The organism is Streptomyces roseoviridis, from assembly GCF_039535235.1.
Taxonomy (GTDB): domain Bacteria; phylum Actinomycetota; class Actinomycetes; order Streptomycetales; family Streptomycetaceae; genus Streptomyces; species Streptomyces roseoviridis.
On record NZ_BAAAWU010000001.1, the window covers coordinates 3,837,942 to 3,855,464 of the forward strand.

The following is a 17,523-nucleotide window of genomic DNA, read 5'->3' on the forward strand; positions in this document are numbered from 1 at the left end:
CGTCACCGCCGGCCCCCGGCCCGCCCCGGCGGGCGCCTCCGCGCGCCCCCAGCCCGCCTCCACCGGCGACGCCGAGACCGCGCTCCGTACCGGATCGCCCCACCCGGACGCGGCCGACGGCGGGCTCGGTCCCCGCCCCTCCGGTGCCCGGGCGCCGGCCGGCGGCCCGGCGGCAGCGGCCGAGCCCCCTCCCTTCGGTGACGTGGTGGGCTTCCCCCCTGCCGAACCGGACTCGGACACGGACGCGGACTCGATCGAGCCCTCGCATCTCGCTGGGTCGTCGCACGGTGACGCCGGCGGCATGGCGCCGGATGTCCCGCCAGGCGACGGCATCGTGCTCGTTCTCTCCGCTGACCTGCCGTTCTTCGGTGCCGAGGCCGCACGGCGGCTCGTGGAGGCGCTGGTGGCGGCGGTGGGCGCCGAGGGGGCGGTCGGCGTCGATTCCGGCGGGCGGGAGCAGCCGTTGGTGGCCGCGTACCGGGTCGGGGCGTTGTGGCGGGAGCTGGCGCGGGTCGCCGCCGAGCGGGGAGGGCTCGACGGGGCTCCGCTGCGGACCGTCACGGCGGGCCTGCGCAATGTCCGGGTCGGCGGCGCGGCCGACGGGGAGGCGGCATTCGACTGCGACACCTGGGAGGACATCGCCACGGCCCGTGCGCGGATCAGGGAGCATGGGAACGTGCTGGATGAATGGATCACCGCAGTCAAGGACGAACTGGGCATCGACCTGGACGTCGACACCGCCCTGCTGCTCGACCTCGCGCGCGATGCCGCGCACGGTGTCGCGCGGCCCGCGGCGCCGCTGACCACGTTCCTCGTCGGATACGCGGCGGCGAAGGCGGCCGGGACGACCGGGCCGGACGGCGGCCCGCAGGCGGTGGCCGACGCCGCGGCGAAGGCCGCCGCGCTCGCCCAGCGCTGGGCCGCCGAGCAGGACGGGGCCGGATGACCGTGGAGGAGTCCGTGTCCGACGACGGCGTGGACGACGCCCTCGCCCTCGTCGGGCGGCGCGGTACGGACCGTGCGCCCGGCGGCGCCCACGCCCACCGCGCCACGCCCTGGCCCGAGGCCCGGGCCGTCGCCGCGCGGGCCGGGACGCGGGCCGCCGCCGCCCGGCGGTCGGAGCAGGTCCCGCTGGGGCGGGCACTCGGCCGGGTACTGGCCGAGCCGCTGCACGCACTCACCGACCTGCCCTCCTTCGACACCTCCGCCATGGACGGCTGGGCGGTCGCGGGCCCCGGCCCCTGGCGGATCGATCACGGGGGATCCGTCCTCGCCGGGCACGCCGCCGCCTCGGTGCTCGCCGACGGCGACGCGGTACGGATCGCCACCGGTGCCCGGGTGCCGTCCGGAGCGACCGCCGTCGTCCGCAGCGAGCACGCCCAGGCCGACGCAGCCGGTCAGCTGCACGCCCGGCGGGAGGTCGTCCCCGGCCAGGACATCCGTCCTCGCGGCCAGGAGTGCCGATCGGGCGACCGGCTGCTGCCCGCCGGGAGCACCGTCACACCCGCCGTGCTGGGGCTCGCCGCCGCGGCCGGGTACGACGAGCTGACCGTGCGCCCGTGCCCGCGGGTGGAGGTGCTGGTCCTCGGCGACGAACTGCTCACCTCGGGGCTCCCGCACGAGGGGCTGATCCGTGACGCCCTCGGCCCCCTGCTCGGGCCCTGGCTGCGGGCGCTGGGCGCCGAGGTCGTCGGCACCCGCCGGATCGGCGACGACGCCGAGGCGCTGTACGCGGCCGTGACCGGCTCCGCCGCCGACGTGGTCGTCACCACGGGCGGTACGGCGGCCGGGCCGGTCGACCACGTCCATCCGGTGCTCGCCAAGGCGGGAGCGACCCTGCTCGTGGACGGGGTGAAGGTCCGGCCCGGCCACCCCATGCTCCTCGCGGAATTCGGCCCTGCCGACGCCCCCGGGACCACCCCCAGTGCCCCCGCCCCCGGGACCACCCCCAGTGCCCCCGCCCCCGGGACCACCCCCGACACCCCCGGAACCCCCGCCCCCGGCATCCCGGCCCCCGGCAACCCGGCCCCCGGAACCCCCGCCCCCGGCAACCCGGCCCCCGGAACCCCCGCTCCCGGCATCCCGGCCCCCGCCCCCGACATCACCGGCCCGACCGACGCCCCCGGAGGGCCCGCCACCCCCCGCGCGCCGCGCCATCTCGTCGGGCTGCCCGGCAATCCGCTGGCCGCCGTCTCCGGGCTGCTCACGCTCGCCGAGCCGTTGCTGCGCGCCCTCGCCGGCCGGCCGGTCTCCGTGCCGTACCGCGTGGAGGTGCGTGAGGAGATCCAGGGGCACCCGTACGACACCCGGCTCGTCCCGGTCGTCCGGCGCGGGGCCGAGGCCGTGCCCCTGCACTACAACGGTCCGGCGATGCTCCGTGGCATCGCCGTCGCCGACGGGATGGCGGTGGTCCCGCCCGGCGGGGCCCGACCGGGCCAGTCGCTGGACGTCCTCGCCCTTCCCTGGTCGGCCGCCCCCGGGGAGGCGCATCAGCGACCCCAGGTGCATCAGGCGCACCCGATGCATCAGGCTGGGCCGGTGGATCAGGGTGAGGACGAAGGAGTGTGTTTCACGTGAAACTGCCCAGCCGAGACGTGATGGCCCGGCAGGCGGACGAGAAGCTGGAGACCTCCCGGATCCGGCTGCCCCGCCGCGTGGTCGAGAACCCCCTCCGCCAGGTGGCCAAGCGCATCCTGATGGCCTTGGGCGTGATGACCGTGACCGTCCTCCTGGTCTACCTGGACCGGGAGGGTATCACGACAACGCCAATGAGACGCTCGACTTCCTCGACTGCGTCTACTACGCGACCGTCACCCTCTCCACCACCGGCTACGGCGACATCGTCCCGTACAGCGATTCGGCGCGACTGGTGAACATCCTGCTGGTCACGCCGCTGCGCGTCCTGTTTCTGATCATCCTGGTCGGCACCACCCTCGAGGTCCTCACAGAGCGCACCCGGGAGGAGTTCCGACTCAACCGCTGGAGGTCCACCTTGCGCGACCACACCGTCATCGTCGGCTTCGGTACCAAGGGGCGCTCGGCGATCCAGACGCTGTGCGCGACGGGGCTGCGGAAGGACCAGATCGTCATCGTCGACCCCTCCAGCAAGGTGATCGAGGCGGCCAACTCCGACGGCTTCGTCGGCGTGATCGGCGACGCGACCCGTAGCGATGTACTGCTGCGCGCCGAGGTGCAGAAGGCCCGTCAGATCGTCATCGCCACCCAGCGCGACGACACCGCCGTGCTGGTCACCCTGACGGCCCGCCAGCTCAACCGCGGCGCGAAGATCGTCGCCGCGGTCCGCGAGGAGGAGAACGCGCCGCTGCTGCGGCAGTCCGGCGCCGACGCCGTGATCACCAGCGCCAGCGCCGCCGGCCGGCTGCTCGGTCTGTCGGTGCTCAGCCCGAGCGCGGGCACCGTGATGGAGGACCTCATCCAGCAGGGCTCCGGCCTCGACCTGGTCGAACGGCCGGTGACCAAGGCCGAGGCCGGCCGCAGCGTGCGGGAGACCGACGACCTGGTGGTGAGCGTGCTGCGCGGCCACCGACTGCTCAGTTACGACGATCCCGCCGCCAGCCCGCTCCAGCTGACCGACCGGGTGATCACGATCGTGCGCGCCGCGCCCGTCACCCCGCTCACCACGCCCACCGCCGACTAGCCCGGATCCGGGCCCGGGGCCCGTGGATCCGGGCCCGGCCAGGAGTAGCCTCGCCGGCATGCATGCGATCACGATTCCCGAACCCGGCGGCCCCGACGCGCTGGTCTGGGCCGAGGTGCCCGACCCCGTCCCCGCCGAGGGCGAGGTTCTCGTCGAGGTGGTGGCGAGCGCCGTCAACCGTGCCGATCTGCTCCAGCGGCAGGGCCACTACGACCCGCCGCCGGGCAGCTCCCCGTACCCCGGCCTGGAGTGTTCGGGCCGGATCGTCGCGCTCGGCCCCGGCGTCACGGGCTGGTCGGTCGGCGACGAGGTGTGCGCGCTGCTGGTCGGCGGCGGTTACGCGCAGAAGGTCGCCGTGCCCGTGGGCCAGCTGCTGCCGCGGCCGGAGGGCGTGGACCTGGTGACCGCCGCGGCACTGCCCGAGGTGGCGTGCACGGTCTGGTCGAACGTCTTCATGCTGGCGCACCTGCGGCCGGGCGAGACACTGCTCGTGCACGGCGGCGGAAGCGGCATCGGCACCATGGCGATCCAGCTGGCCAAGGCGGTCGGCGCGCGGGTGGCGGTCACGGCCGGCGGCCCCGAGAAGCTGGCGCGCTGCGCCGAGCTGGGCGCGGACATCCTCATCGACTACCGCGAGCAGGACTTCGTCGAGGAGCTCCACAAGGCGACGGACGGGGCCGGGGCGGACGTCATCCTCGACATCGTCGGGGCCAAGTACCTGGACCGGAACATCAAGGCCCTCGCCGTCAGCGGCCGCCTGGTCGTGATCGGCCTCCAGGGCGGCGTCAAGGGCGAGCTGAACCTGGGCGCCCTGATGGCCAAGCGCGGCGCCGTGCTGGCCACCACGCTGCGCTCGCGGCCCCTGAACGAGAAGGCGGCGGTGGTCGCCGCGGTCCGCGAGCACGTGTGGCCGCTGGTGAGTGCGGGCACGGTGACTCCGGTCGTGGACCGCACCGTTGCGATGGCGGACGCGGCCGAGGCCCACCGGGCCGTCGAGGCGAGCAGCCACGTCGGCAAGGTGCTGCTGCTGGCACCGCAGGAGTGACCGGCGCCCCGGAGAGGGGCCCGGACACGGCCGAGGGCCCGGCAACCGCGAACCGATCGCGTGTGCCGGGCCCTCGCCCGTACCTCAGCTCGTGAAACCCCTACAGATACGGCCCCGAGCCCACCGCGCGACCCCGGCCGGGGCCCTGGTCGTCGTCATCGTCGTGCGCGGCGCCCGGGGGCAGCGCACGGCGCATCTGCTCCAACTGGGCACGGGCGGCCATCTGCTGCGCGAACAGGGCCGTCTGGATGCCGTGGAAGAGTCCCTCCAGCCAGCCCACCAACTGGGCCTGCGCGATGCGCAGCTCCGCCTCGGAGGGAATGGTCTCGTCGGTGAACGGCAGGGAGAGCCGCTCCAGTTCCTCCACGAGCTCCGGGGCGAGCCCGTCCTCCAGCTCCTTCACCGAGCTGGCGTGGATCTCCTTGAGCCGTACGCGGCTGGCCTCGTCGAGAGGTGCCGCCCTGACCTCCTCCAGAAGCTGCTTGATCATGCTGCCGATGCGCATGACCTTCGCAGGCTGCTCGACCATTTCCGTCACCGGGACCTCGCGGGATTCGTCGTCGCCCTGAGTGCCGCCGAGCGCCATCCCGTCCTGGCCCACGATGAGGACCTGGGGGCTCTCCTGCGACCTGTCATTCCTCGGCATCTCCATGCCGCCATTCTCTCGCACACATGCCTTCCCCCACGGTGTGCCCCTGGACGAGGGTGATCCACCCTCGTCCAGGGGCACGGTCCGGCAACGGTGGCTCAGTGCGCGGCGCGGCGGGCCAGCGCCCCGCGGGAGCGGGTCACCAGGGCCGCCAGCAGAGCGGCGCCGAGGGGTACGGCCACCAGGAGGACGGCGAGCGTCTCCCAGGGGACGACGACCGGCACGTACGGCGGGGCGTCGCCGCTGCTCCAGCCGTTGTCGAGGGCTTCCTGGTAGAAGCGCAGCTGTTCGCGCTCTTCGGTGAGCCGCAGCCCGACCGCGGGCAGGACACCGGCCGCCGAGCCGAGGACCACACCCATCGCCGCGACCACACCGCACTGGAAGCCGCTCAGGGTGCGGCGCACCCGGGGCGGGGCGCCGACCGCGGCGAGCGTCTTGAGGTCGGCCTCCGCGTCGGCCTGGGCGAGACCGGTGGCGATGCCGGCCGCGCCGATCGTGACCAGGCCGGCGAACACGGCCAGCGCGAGCAGCACCAGTCCGCTCTCGTTGACCCAGCCCTGCTCCACGGTCAGCTCGACGTTGCTGCCGAGCTTGGCGATCTCGGCGTCGAGCTTCTGCCGTTCCTCGGTGCCGGGCATCCGGTCGGTGGTGAAGAAGGCGCCGAGCGGGACGGTGGTCAGTCCGGCGGCCTTGGCGGCGGCGGGGCTGAGCACGCTGCGCACGCCGTAGGAGTTCGGCGAGCCGGGCACCTGGTAGGCGGGGAAGGACTTGACCTCGCCCGGTGCCGGCTTGTTCTGCTCGGAGGCGCGGTCGGCGGCCTTGATGTCGGTGATCAGCTTGATGCCGACGGTGCCGTTCCGGTCGACCTCCGGCTTGTGGAAGCTGACGAGCTTTCCGTCGGCGAGGGCCTTGGCCGCGCCGGGGTCGTCGATGCCGAGGACCTTCAGGAGCGGTGCGTCGGCGATGAGCAGTCCGCCCTCGACGTAGATGCCGTCGCCGTCGTGGGAGACACAGCGCCAGTCCTTGGCCAGCGCGCGCCGCTGTTCCTTGGTGTACTTCTCCGACGGGTCGGAACCGTCGGGGGTGCGGGCCCACAGCGGACACTCGTTGGCCGGCGGGGTGAGGACCTCGAAGCGACCGCAGCCCTCGCCCTCGCCGTACGGGGCGCAGCCGGGCTTGCCGACGACGATCCGGGACACGTCGGCACGGACGTCGACGGGCAGCGTCCGCTGCACGGCGTCACGGACCGCGGGGACGTCCCGGCCGCCTTCCTCGGTGACGAGCGCCGCGACGGCGCCGTGGGGCAGGCTCGCCCGGTATTCGGCCCGGCTCTGGGCTTCGTGGCTCGCGCCGTACGTCGAGACGGCGACGGTGCCCGCGACGGCGGCCAGGACGGCGGCGACGGCGGGAGCCGTACGGCCCCGGTTGCGGACGGCGTCGCGCAGGGCGAGGCGCGGCGAGAGCGGCAGCCAGCGGCCGGCCCGGCCGAACAGGCCGACCAGGGCGGGCGTCATGGCGACCACGCCCAGCTCGGCGATGGCCGAGCCACCGGCGACCAGCACGAACTGGTCGGAGACGACGGAGCCGTACAGGGCGATGACCGCGCCGAGCAGGACGGCGCCGAGGCCGATCAGCGGCAGGACGCGGTTGCTGCGGCGCACGCCGCGGCGGCCGGTGAGCGAGGCCAGGACGGTCTGCCGGGAGGCGGTGACGGCCGGGACGATCGCGGAGAGCAGGCCGGTGAGGACGGCGAGCGCGGCGATGGCGAGCAGTTCCAGCGGCTTGACGGTGAAACCGCCGAACCGCTGGCCCATGTAGTCCTCCAGGAGCGGCCGGAGGGCGAAGGTCAGGATCAGGGCGAGGACCGTGCCGACCACGGCGGCGGCGACGCCGATGACGAGGCCGCCGCTCAGCACGATGGCCCGGATGTGGCTGCGGGCCCCGCCGTTGGCGCCGACCAGGCCCAGCTGGCGGCGGGATCGGCGGGCACCGACGGCGAAGGCCGGGCCGGCGAGCAGGCAGATCTCCAGCATCGCCAGGCCGACCACCGTGCCCACGGCGGCGAGCGCGGCGGCGTCGGCGGCCCCGCTGCTCTCGTAGTCGCCCCAGCCCTCCTTCTGGTAGAGCGGTACCTCGGAGCGGGCGGGCGGGTCGAGGGCCACGGCGCGCGAGGTGACCAGGACGCCCTTGGCGTTGATCTCCTGGACCGTGTTCCACGTGAAACCACCGGACTTCTTCACCAGGTAGGTGGTGGAGACGTCGGGCGCCGGCAGTCCGGCCTTCTCGACGGCCTTGGCGTACGGCGCGAGGAACGCGCCGGGCAGGGCGTTGACCTGCTGTGCCGTCAGGTCGTTGGGCAGCTCGTACGAGCCGCTGATCACATAGGTGCGGTCGAAGCCGCGGGCGGTGAGGGTGGAGCCGACGGACAGGCCGCTGCTCTCCAGGAACCGGGTGGTCGCGGCGATCTCGTCGTTCTTCTCCGGGAAGCGGCCTTCCTGGAGGCGCATGATGCCGCGGGCGACGGGATCGGCGGCGGCCAGTTCCCGGACCTCGGCCTGGAGCAGACCGTGCGCGGTGGTCAGCTTGGCGCTGCCCCTGCTGTCGGGCAGCACCGTCGAGCCGGACGGGATGACCTTGGTGACGTCGGTCGGGCCGTCGGGCCAGGACTTGCCCGGGGTGTCGTAGTCCTCGACCGGGGTGTACTGCTCGCCCTGGGGGTCCTGGAGGATGGCCACGCCGTCCATCCGGGCGTCGGAGAAGCGGGCGTCGGCGGCACCGATCGTGCGCTCCATCCGCTGCTCGGGGCTGAGTTCGGCGCTGCGCAGGGTCAGGTCGAAGGCGCTCACGCCCAGGATCGGCAGGGCGATCATGGCGAGGACGAGGAAGCTGCGGCCCTTGGAGCGCCAGGCGTCGCGGCGGGCGATGCGGACCGCGGCCCGCCAGGAGTGGAACCAGGTCGTCACCGCTGGGCCGCCCGGCCGGTCAGGAGCGAGTCGGCGTCGCTGCGTACGGTCTGATCGACGACGGCGCCGTCCCGCAGGAAGACGACACGGTCGGCCCAGGCGGCGAACCGCGGCTCGTGGGTGACCAGGACGCCGGCGGCGCCGGCGTCGCAGCGGGAGCGCAGCAGGGCGAGCACGGACTCGCCGGTCTCGGAGTCGAGGGCGCCGGTGGGCTCGTCGGCGAGGACGAGCCGGCGGTCGCCGACGAGGGCGCGGGCGATGGCCACGCGCTGCTGCTGACCGCCGGACATCTCGTCGGGGAAGCGGTCGGCGAGGTGGCCGAGGTCCATCTCGGCGAGCGCGGCGAGGGCTTCGGCACGCGCCTTGCGGGCGGATATGCCGTCCAGTTCGCGGGGCAGGGCGACGTTCTCGGCGGCGGTGAGGGCCGGGATGAGGTTGTAGTCCTGGAAGACGTAGCCGATGCTGCGGCGGCGCAGGGCGGCGAGTTCCTTGCGGCCCGCCGTGGTGATATCGGTGCCCTCGACGAAGACCTGGCCGGAGGTGGGGGTGTCGAGGCCGCCGGCGATGGTGAGCAGGGTCGACTTGCCGGAGCCCGAGGGGCCCATGACGGCGACGAGTTCACCGGGGTGGACGTCGAGGTCGATGCCACGCAGGGCGTGCACCTCGGTGGCACCCGATCCGTGGACACGGGTCAGGTTCTGCAGACGCAGCACGGGCTGCTGCTGTGTGGACATGGTTCCCCCTCGGGCGTACGCCGGTGAACGGCCGTGCCTCGCCGGGACGCGAGGCCGTCGGCGGCGCCGTGCGTACGGTATGGGTCTGGTCGGGTGGTTCGGGTGGTTCGGGTGGTTCGGGTGTTCGCGGTGGTTCAGGCTGCTCGGGTGGTGCAGGCCGCTCGGGTGGTTCCGTTCGGCGGGGCCGGGGCCGGTGGCCGGTGGCCGGGGCCGGTGGTCAGGACCCGTGGTGAGTCGCGGACGGCACGGGGGGCGCCGGTGCGGCCCCCGCGGCTCCCGCGGCCCCCGCCCCCGCCCCGGCCGGCCCCGGCCTCGCCACCTCGGCCGCCTCCGTCGCCGCGGCGGTCGACGAGAGGCGGATCAGCCGCGACTCGCAGTGGTCGAGCCAGCGCGCCTCGGCCTCGGTCTGGAAGATCAGCTGCTCCAGGACGAGCAGCCAGGCGACGTCGTCCCGCTCCCGGGCGCCGCTCTTCTCGACGGCGGTGAGGGCCTGGGCCTTCAGCCGGGTGTAGTCCTGCATGGCCTTCACGGTGTGCCGGCGCTGGGACTGGATGACGTCACGGATGTCGACCCCGGGCGCCCCGACGGCCATGGCCAGTTTGATGGCCAGCTCGTCACGGGCCGGGCTGGTGCGGTCGACCGGGTTCTCGAACCAGCTGCGCAGCTCGGCGCGACCGCTGTCGGTGATCGCGTAGAGCGCGTGGCCGGCCGCGTCCTCGCCGTCCTGGACGACCATGCCGTCGCGTTCGAGCCGGCTGAGCGTCGTGTAGACCTGGCCCACGTTCAGCGGCCAGGTGGAGCCGGTGCGGGACTCGAACTCCGTACGGAGCTGGGAGCCGTAGCGAGGGCCGCGTTCGAGGAGGGCGAGAAGCCCGTGGCGGATGGACATACCGAGTATGTATACCGAGTAAGTCGACGCCGACAAGCGCCCTGAGGCGGACGCCGGCGGTCCCCCTCAAGGGGGACCCGGGCCGCCTCGACGCGCTCAGCGGCGGCGGATCCGCACCCCGAGGAAGCCGATGCCGAGGCCCACCAGAGCCAGCCCCACGCCCAGCGTGAGCACGGGAATCCGCCGGTCGGAGAGGTCGACGGGAGCCTCGGTGTCACCCCGGGAAGCAGCCGCGGGCAGCTCCGCGGGCGAACTCTCGACGGCCGGAGGGTCCGTCTCGGGTACCACGTCGACCCCCTCGTCCGGCTCCTCGGAGGGCTCCTCCTCTGTTGCCGTTTTGGTACGAGAGGGCTCCTCCGGACCCGTGGGGGACGGCGAGCCGGAGGGGTCGGCCGGCCGGCCGGGCCGCTCCCTGCCCTCTCCAGCGGGCCGCCCCGCCAAGGAGGCGGAGGCGCCGGGTGACACGGGTGCGTCGGACGGCTCCGACGGCTTGGGAGCGGCGGGTCCGGCCGGTCCGGCGGGTCCGGCGGGTCCGGCGGGCCCGGAGGAGGGCACGGGCGACGAGGCCGAGGAGGGGCGAGGGCGCGCGGTGGCGGCGGCGGGCCCGCTCGGTGCGGGCGCGGGGGAGCGGGTCGCGGAGGCGGTCGCAGGGCGCCAGGGGGGCGCGGAAGGACGCGGGGTGGTCGTCGCGGCGGCCGGCTCCCCGGGGCGTCGTACGGCGGCGGGCGGGCCCGGTGCGCCGGCGCTCTGTGTGGCGCGGGGCGCGAACGCGGCCTCGTACCCGTCAGGCCCGGAGGCCGCCGACCCGTACGCCGCCGACCCGTAGGCGAGCACCCCGCACGCCACCGAGCCGGCGCAGACGGTCCACCAGCCGGGGAGCGCCGACGTGAACGCCCGCGCTCGCGCCCGCACACGAGGACGTGGTCCTGGAGCCACCGGGTGACCCCCTCCCGTACCGAACCGCCGAGTTGTTCGACTCAGCGTCACATGACGGGAGGAACCCGGCATCCCGGGCGGCGCCGGACGAGTCAGGGACCAGCCGCCCAGTCAGGAACCAGCCGCCGAGTCAGGAGCCGGCGGACCAGTCGGGGACCTCCGGACGCCCCAATAGGCGGCGGGCCGGCGGGTCGGAAGCCTCTGGGGCGGCTGCGCAGGCCCGCCCCTCCCCGCTCACTGCTGCGGCGGGTTGCCCGTGGAGACCACGAACGTGAACTCGGCGTCCTCGGCCGTGATGTCCTCGCCCGCGGGCGGGTACTGGCTGATGACCGTGCCCTGGCCGTAGGTGGCCTCGTCCGTCGACGACTCGCTCTTGACCTTCCAGCCCGCGGCCTGGAGGCAGTCCTTCACCGACTTGATGTTCTTGTACGTGAAGTCCGGGACCTGGAACTTGCTCGGGTCGCTGCTCGACTCCTGCGGCTCCGTGCACTTCTTCGTGGCGATGGTCTTGGTGAGGTCCGGGCCCTTGTGACCGGGAGCCGTGCTGACGCTCTGGCTCGGGTCGCCGCCCGCCTTCTCGCCGCCCTCCGGGTCCTTGTTCATGAGCGAGACGCCCACGATCACGCCGATCACGACCACCAGGCCGAGGGCTCCGATGGCGATCTTGTTCGTGCCGCCCCGGGAGGAGCCGCCGCCGCTGACGGCGGGCGCGGCCTGCTGCGGCACGGTGTACGGGCCGGGCGTGGCCATCGGCGCCGGGGTCTGGTAGACGGAGGCGGGCGGCGGGGTGTGTGCCTGCTGCGGGTAGCCGTACGACGGGGCAGGGGCCGGGGTCGGCGCCCCGTAGGGGCCGGGCTGGGGGGTCGGCTGGTACGGCGTCTGGATGCCGTGCGCGGACGGCGGCGGGGTCTGGCCGACGGGCGGGAAGACCGCGGAGCCGACGCCCGACCCGCTGTTGACCGGGCCACCGGCGACGATCATCGGCGCACCGGTCTGGCCGGCGGCGAGCACCCGCAGGCACTCGTCGCGCATGGCGGCGGCGCTGGGGAAACGCTCGTTCGGGTTCTTCTTCAGGGCGCGGGCCACCAGGGCGTCCATCGCGGGGGTGACCGCGCGGTTCACCGAGGACGGCAGCGCCGGCTCCTCCTGCACGTGCGCGTAGGCGATGGCGAGCGGCGAGTCCGCGTCGAACGGCAGACGGCCCGTCAGCAGCTGGAAGAGCATGATGCCGACCGAGTACAGGTCGGAGCGGGCGTCCACGCCGCGGCCGAGCGCCTGCTCGGGCGACAGGTACTGCGGGGTGCCGACGACCATGCCGGTCTGGGTCATCGAGGTGACTCCGGACTGCATCGCGCGGGCGATGCCGAAGTCCATGACCTTGACGACGCCGCGCTTGGTCATCATCACGTTGCCCGGCTTGATGTCCCGGTGGACCAGGCCCATCTCGTGGCTGGTCTCCAGGGCGGCGAGCACGTCCGCCGTGACCTTCAGCGCCTTGTCGGCCGGCATCGCGCCGTGGCTCTGGATGTCCGCGGCGAGCACCGAGCCGAGCGGCTGGCCCTCCACGTACTCCATGACGATGTACGGCATGACGGCGCCGTCGAGGGTGTCCTCGCCGGTGTCGAAGACCGAGACGATGTTCGTGTGCGACAACTTCGCAACAGCCTGCGCCTCGCGGCGGAAGCGTTCGCGGAAGGACTGTTCGCGGCCGAGCTCGGTGTGCAGCGTCTTGATGGCGACCTGGCGGTCGAGCGCGCTGTCGTACGCCAGGTACACCGACGCCATGCCGCCCTCGCCGAGAAGGTCGCGAAGCTGGTAGCGGCCGTTCGCGACCGAACCGCCCGCATAGCGGCCCTGTGCGCCGTCCTGGCTCATCTCGTGCTTCCCCCTACGCGCGCGCGGCGGCGCTGATCCGGAATTTCCTGGCCAAGTCTGCCCGAGGGCAGTGACACGTCAAGCCGCGCACCGGTTCGGTGCCCGATCCGTGACCCTCTGCACCGTCGGTGTTCCGGAAGCGTGACAGGAACGGCATCGGATTTGCACAGGCGTACGTCCCGGGTGCCGGGTGGCCGGTCCACCGCGGACCGTGATGTCGTACGGAGCCTGTAGCGTGACGACTGGAGACGGCACGAGAGACGACGGCGAGGACTGATGGCACCCGAATCCGGAGCAGGTGGCGGTGTGCCGGACGCTTCCGCCGAGTCGTGGGGCGTCGGCGGAGTCGTCGGTGACGGTCGCTACCGACTGACCCACCGGCTGGGCCGAGGCGGCATGGCCGAGGTCTTCGCGGCCGAGGACGTGCGCCTCGGGCGCACGGTCGCCGTGAAGCTGCTGCGCCCCGACCTGGCGGAGGACCCGGTCTCCAAGGCCCGCTTCACGCGCGAGGCGCAGTCGGTCGCGGGCCTCAACCACCATGCCATCGTGGCCGTCTACGACTCGGGCGAGGACCTGGTCGGCAGCCAGTCCGTGCCGTACATCGTGATGGAGCTCGTCGAGGGCCGCACCATCCGCGACCTGCTGATCAGCGCCGAGGCGCCCGGTCCGGAGCAGGCCCTCATCATCGTCTCCGGCGTCCTGGAGGCGCTCGCCTACTCCCACCAGCACGGCATCGTGCACCGGGACATCAAGCCGGCGAACGTGATCATCACTCACACCGGCGCCGTCAAGGTCATGGACTTCGGCATCGCGCGCGCCCTGCACGGGGCGCAGTCGACGATGACCCAGACCGGCATGGTCATGGGCACGCCGCAGTACCTCTCCCCCGAACAGGCGCTCGGCAAGGCCGTCGACCACCGCTCCGACCTGTACGCGACGGGCTGCCTGCTCTACGAACTGCTCGCGCTGCGGCCTCCCTTCACCGGCGAGACCCCGCTGTCGGTGGTCTACCAGCACGTCCAGGACGCCCCCATCCCGCCGTCCGAGGTCGCCGAGGGGGCGCCGCCGGAGCTCGACGGCCTGGTCATGCGCTCCCTCGCGAAGGACCCGGACGACCGGTTCCAGAGCGCCGAGGAGATGCGCGGCCTGGTCCAGTACGGGCTGCAGATGCTCCAGGAGCAGGGCGGCCACACCGGCGTGTGGAGCACCGGCCCGGTGGAGACGCACGACAGCTTCCGCACCCCGGCGGGCGGTTCGGCGGCGACGGCCGTCATGGGCCACCCCATGCACCACGAGACCGCGCAGGGCCCGATCCTGCCGCCGATGAACCCGGACGACGGCGGTTACGACGGGGGCTACGACAACGGCAAGGGCGGCTACGGGCAGGGCGGCGCCTACGGCACGCAGGGCGCGGGCGGCCGGACCGGCGGACGCGGCAAGGTGCTGCTGTTCGTGGCGCTCGCGCTGGTCGCGATGGTCGCCGGTGTCGTCTACGCGCTGGACAAGGCCGCGGAGAAGAGCGGCGGCACCAACAAGCCGCCGGCCGTCACCGACTCGCCGTCCACGACGAAGGAGACGCCGAGCCCGTCCGAGGAGCCGTCGCAGGAGACCCGGACGCCCGACTCGTCGACCGGCGGCGGCCAGCAGACCTACACGCCCACGTACCGGCCGACGTACCGCCCGACGACCGAACCGACGCCGTCGACCGACCCGACGGGCACGACCGACGGCGGCACCGGCACCGAGGGCTCCACGGAGGGTTCCACCGAGGGCTCGACGGAGGGTTCCACCGAGGGCTCGACGGAGGGAAGCAGCACGGAGGGCACGTCCACCGGCACCTCCACGGGGACGTCCACCGGCACCTCCACGGGCACGACGACCGGCACTTCCACGGGCACGTCCACCGGGACCTCCACGGGCACGACGACCGGGACCTCCAAGGGTACGGGGACGGGCAGCGGGAACGGCTCCGGCTGATCCTCAGCCCGTGAACGCGTCGCGCACCGCCTCGTATTCACGGGTCCACCACACCGCCAGGGCCGACACCGCGGGGAACTGCGGATCGGCCCTGCGGTCGTGCAGCTGGTAGCGCCAGCGCAGGGTCCAGAAGTCGTTGAGGCGCTCCCACCACACCCGCTCCACCGCCGCGGCCAGTTCGGCGCCGTCCGCTCCGGCCGCCCTGCGGTAGGCGCGCGCGTAGGCCCGCACCTTGTCGAGGGCCAGTTCTCCGGCCGGCCGTACGAAGAAGATGGCGGCGGCCCGCACGGCCTCCTCGGCGCGCGGGCGGACCCCGAGGCGGTCCCAGTCGACGATCGCGGCCGGCTCGGCGCCCCGGTAGAGCAGGTTGTAGGGGTGGAAGTCGCCGTGCACCCAGCCGGTCGCCGCGGCGGCCGGGGGCCGGCGGTGGGCATGGGCGGCGAGCAGGACCCGGCGTTCGCGCAGACGGTGCTCGGCGAGCTCGTCGAAGCCGTCGCGCGGCCGGCGGGCCCGGACCAGGCGCAGCAGTTCGTCGATGAGCCGGAAGGTGTCCTCGGGCCGGGCGCTCTCGTGTCCCGGGTCGGGCGGAGGGGCGCCCATCACCCGGTCCAGGCAGGTGTGGACGTGCCCGAGGAGCGTGCCCAGGCGCCGGCAGCCGGCGCGGGTGAGCTGGGCGCCGTCGCGGTGCCGCCCGTCGATCCAGGGGTGCAGGGCGTAGCAGTGGCCGCCGATGACGGCGACCGTGCGGCCCGCGGAGTCCGGCAGCGGCGGGGCGACGGGCAGCCCGAGGCCGTGCAGGCGCTGGGTGGCCCGGTGCTGGCGGACGATGGTGTCCCGGTCGGCGGTGCGGGCGTCCACGTGCTGCTTGAGGAAGTACGAGCCCCGGGTGGTGGCGAGCCGGTAGCCGCGGTTGAGCAGCCCCTGGGCGACCGGCTGGCAGGACAGCGGCTCACCGGCGTCGGCGTAGCGGCGCAGCAGGGCGCCGACGGGCGGGGCCAGATGAGGAGCGGGTGGTGCAGATGAGCGCGGCACTCGCCAGATGGTAGATCACGCTGCGTGGTGGAGGTGTCGCTCCCTGGAGCGGAGGCCCCCGGCTCGCTCGGCGGCCGGTTCCTCGGTGGGTTCCCCGGCCCGCTCGGTGACCGGTTTCCCGGTGGGTTCCCCGGCTGGGTCCCCGGCGGACGCCTCGGGCGACGGGGCGGTGGGAGCGTCCGTCGTCGGGGCGGCGGGAACGTCCGTCGTCGGGGCGGTGGGAACGTCTATCGTCGATCGGCCGGCCCGTTCTGCGGCGGGTGCGTGCTCGACGGTGTGCACGGTGACGAACCGGGGCTCGACGCGCAGGTAGACCGGGTCGAAGGGCTCGCCGTCCACCGCGCGGGGGGCCGGGCCGAAGGCCGCGAGCTGTGCCTCGGTCGGTTCGACGGCCTCGGCGGTGCCGGTGAACTGCACGGACCACAGGTCGGCGGCCCCGGAGGTGAGGTTGTCCGCGCCGTAGGCGACGACACCGCCCTCGCAGGCGCGGTGCCGGCCGAGTCCCCGGTGGAGCCGGAGCAGCACGCCTCCGTCGGCCACGATGTGGCGGGCCGGGGCGACGAAGGGCATCGCGTGCATGCTGGTGGCCACCCGCCCGTACGGCACGCGGCCCAGCAGCTCGACGGCGCGGATCTCCTCACAGGACATGGCTTCCACTCTCCGCCCCGGTGCCGTGCGCGAGAAGGGCCGCCCGCCCCGGTCTGCAGGGACGTAGGTCCCGGACGCGGGCCGTCCGGCCCGCACCCGGGTCAGTGGCGCTCGGCCTGGAGGCGTGCCACGTACGCGGCGGCCTGGGAGCGCCGTTCCATGCCCAGCTTCGACAGCAGGCTGGAGACGTAGTTCTTGATCGTTTTTTCCGCGAGGTGGAGCCGCTCGCCGATGGCCCGGTTGGTCAGGCCCTCGCCGATCAGGTCGAGGATCCTGCGCTCCTGTTCGGTGAGGCCCGCGAGCCGGTCGTCGCCCTTCGGGCCGTTGCCGTCGCGCAGCCGCTCCAGGACCCGGGCGGTCGCCACCGGGTCGAGCAGCGACTTGCCGGCCGCGACGTCCCGGACGGCGTTCAGCAGCTCGTTGCCGCGGATGGCCTTGAGGACGTACCCGGAGGCACCCGCCATGATCGCGTCGAACAGGGCCTCGTCGTCCGCGTACGAGGTCAGCATCAGGCATTTGATCGAGTCGTCCTGCGAACGGACCTCGCGGCAGACCTCGACACCGCTGCCGTCCGGCAGCCGCACGTCGAGCACGGCCACGTCCGGACCGGTCGCCGGGATCCTGACCAGGGCGTCCGCCGCCGTACCGGCCTCGCCGACGACCTCGATGTCGTCCTCCACGGAGAGCAGCTCGTGGACGCCGCGCCGCACGACTTCGTGGTCGTCCAGCAGAAATACCCGGATTTTTCCTTCTTCGCGCACGCGGTCAGTCTCACATATTGGCTCTTCCCGCGCCCGGGGTGTGCGGGATAACGTGCCGGGTGTTCCGACGACGTCGTCGGGCCGCTGTCCCATGCGCTGACCAGCGGCGAATCCCGCTTTTCTCGATTTACTTGGAAATCCAAGCAAAATCGCAGGTCAAACGGGGTTTCGCAGGAATGCCGCACTGTGGGTAACGTGCCTATGACGGCGCTCGCCGGGGCACCTGTCACGCCCCACCCCGGCCGCGTCGCACCCACCCCGTGCGAAGGGTACGGAGAAGGCGGAGCCTCCCCTTACCACTGGTAGGGGGGATCCCAGGCCTCACCGGCGAACCCGGGGGCCGGACCGACGGAGGA

The 17,523-nt window shown here is 73.7% G+C and carries 12 protein-coding genes and 2 pseudogenes; 5 read left to right on the forward strand and 9 right to left on the reverse strand.

The features are described from left to right. Nucleotides 1-202: 202 nt before the first annotated feature. The 4 genes and pseudogenes from ABD954_RS17410 (at nucleotide 203) to ABD954_RS17425 (ending at nucleotide 4,703) form a co-directional block, all read left to right on the forward strand. Nucleotides 203-946 (forward strand): DUF6457 domain-containing protein, encoded by a 744-nt coding sequence (locus ABD954_RS17410; RefSeq protein ID WP_382745726.1) that lies wholly within the window; start codon nucleotides 203-205, stop codon nucleotides 944-946. Then, nucleotides 943-2,577 carry a molybdopterin molybdotransferase MoeA gene (locus ABD954_RS17415; protein ID WP_345486950.1) on the forward strand — a complete coding sequence of 545 codons (1,635 nt, stop codon included), beginning with the start codon at nucleotides 943-945 and terminating at the stop codon, nucleotides 2,575-2,577. Before ABD954_RS17410 ends, ABD954_RS17415 begins: the two co-directional genes overlap by 4 nt. Before the next feature lie 20 nt (nucleotides 2,578-2,597). Beyond that, nucleotides 2,598-3,658: pseudogene (locus ABD954_RS17420) on the forward strand (potassium channel family protein). 58 nt (nucleotides 3,659-3,716) lie between these two features. Continuing rightward, entirely contained in the window at nucleotides 3,717-4,703 is a 987-nt protein-coding gene (locus ABD954_RS17425; protein WP_345486951.1) for an NAD(P)H-quinone oxidoreductase, read from the forward strand. Between the two features lie 100 nt (nucleotides 4,704-4,803). Here ABD954_RS17425 and ABD954_RS17430 read toward each other — a convergent pair whose 3' ends face one another. From ABD954_RS17430 to ABD954_RS17455, 6 genes are all read right to left on the reverse strand, one after another. Next, entirely contained in the window at nucleotides 4,804-5,355 is a 552-nt protein-coding gene (locus ABD954_RS17430; protein WP_345486952.1) for a bacterial proteasome activator family protein, read from the reverse strand. A gap of 95 nt (nucleotides 5,356-5,450) precedes the next feature. After that, entirely contained in the window at nucleotides 5,451-8,315 is a 2,865-nt protein-coding gene (locus tag ABD954_RS17435; RefSeq protein WP_345486953.1) for an FtsX-like permease family protein, read from the reverse strand. Then, nucleotides 8,312-9,049: an ABC transporter ATP-binding protein gene (locus ABD954_RS17440; RefSeq protein ID WP_345486954.1), complete on the reverse strand. Its 738-nt coding sequence runs from the start codon at nucleotides 9,047-9,049 to the stop codon at nucleotides 8,312-8,314. Before ABD954_RS17440 ends, ABD954_RS17435 begins: the two co-directional genes overlap by 4 nt. 217 nt (nucleotides 9,050-9,266) lie before the next feature. Beyond that, nucleotides 9,267-9,938, reverse strand: coding sequence for a PadR family transcriptional regulator (locus ABD954_RS17445; protein WP_345486955.1), 672 nt, complete (start codon nucleotides 9,936-9,938; stop codon nucleotides 9,267-9,269). Between the two features lie 96 nt (nucleotides 9,939-10,034). Next, entirely contained in the window at nucleotides 10,035-10,226 is a 192-nt protein-coding gene (locus ABD954_RS17450) for a hypothetical protein (protein ID WP_345486956.1), read from the reverse strand. Nucleotides 10,227-11,108: 882 nt separating this feature from the next. Beyond that, the gene (locus ABD954_RS17455) at nucleotides 11,109-12,749 is read right to left on the reverse strand and encodes a protein kinase domain-containing protein (RefSeq protein ID WP_345486957.1); all 1,641 of its coding nucleotides are present in this window, start codon (nucleotides 12,747-12,749) and stop codon (nucleotides 11,109-11,111) included. 276 nt (nucleotides 12,750-13,025) lie between these two features. On the opposite strand from ABD954_RS17455, the gene ABD954_RS17460 reads away from it, so the two are divergent. Beyond that, nucleotides 13,026-14,726, forward strand: coding sequence for a protein kinase domain-containing protein (locus ABD954_RS17460; RefSeq protein ID WP_345486958.1), 1,701 nt, complete (start codon nucleotides 13,026-13,028; stop codon nucleotides 14,724-14,726). Nucleotides 14,727-14,729: 3 nt separating this feature from the next. On the opposite strand, the gene ABD954_RS17465 is transcribed toward ABD954_RS17460, so the two are convergent. The 3 genes and pseudogenes from ABD954_RS17465 to ABD954_RS17475 all read right to left on the reverse strand — a co-directional run bounded on the left by ABD954_RS17465 (nucleotide 14,730) and on the right by ABD954_RS17475 (nucleotide 17,167). After that, the gene (locus ABD954_RS17465; RefSeq protein ID WP_345486959.1) at nucleotides 14,730-15,758 is read right to left on the reverse strand and encodes a phosphotransferase; all 1,029 of its coding nucleotides are present in this window, start codon (nucleotides 15,756-15,758) and stop codon (nucleotides 14,730-14,732) included. A 267-nt stretch (nucleotides 15,759-16,025) separates the two neighbouring features. Beyond that, nucleotides 16,026-16,406 (reverse strand): annotated as a pseudogene (locus tag ABD954_RS17470) (pyridoxamine 5'-phosphate oxidase family protein); the annotation flags it as partial. A 101-nt stretch (nucleotides 16,407-16,507) separates the two neighbouring features. Next, complete coding sequence (locus ABD954_RS17475) at nucleotides 16,508-17,167, reverse strand: response regulator (RefSeq protein ID WP_345486960.1); 660 nt, start codon at nucleotides 17,165-17,167, stop codon at nucleotides 16,508-16,510. Nucleotides 17,168-17,523: the final 356 nt, after the last annotated feature.

Excerpts from the sequence above, each read along its gene's own strand:
- ABD954_RS17430 (WP_345486952.1), bottom strand. The coding sequence starts at position 5,355 with ATGGAGATGCCGAGGAATGACAGGTCGCAGGAGAGCCCCCAGGTCCTC.
- ABD954_RS17445 (WP_345486955.1), bottom strand. The coding sequence starts at position 9,938 with ATGTCCATCCGCCACGGGCTTCTCGCCCTCCTCGAACGCGGCCCTCGC.
- ABD954_RS17460 (WP_345486958.1), top strand. The coding sequence starts at position 13,026 with ATGGCACCCGAATCCGGAGCAGGTGGCGGTGTGCCGGACGCTTCCGCC.
- ABD954_RS17425 (WP_345486951.1), top strand. The coding sequence starts at position 3,717 with ATGCATGCGATCACGATTCCCGAACCCGGCGGCCCCGACGCGCTGGTC.
- ABD954_RS17415 (WP_345486950.1), top strand. The coding sequence starts at position 943 with ATGACCGTGGAGGAGTCCGTGTCCGACGACGGCGTGGACGACGCCCTC.
- ABD954_RS17440 (WP_345486954.1), bottom strand. The coding sequence starts at position 9,049 with ATGTCCACACAGCAGCAGCCCGTGCTGCGTCTGCAGAACCTGACCCGT.
- ABD954_RS17455 (WP_345486957.1), bottom strand. The coding sequence starts at position 12,749 with ATGAGCCAGGACGGCGCACAGGGCCGCTATGCGGGCGGTTCGGTCGCG.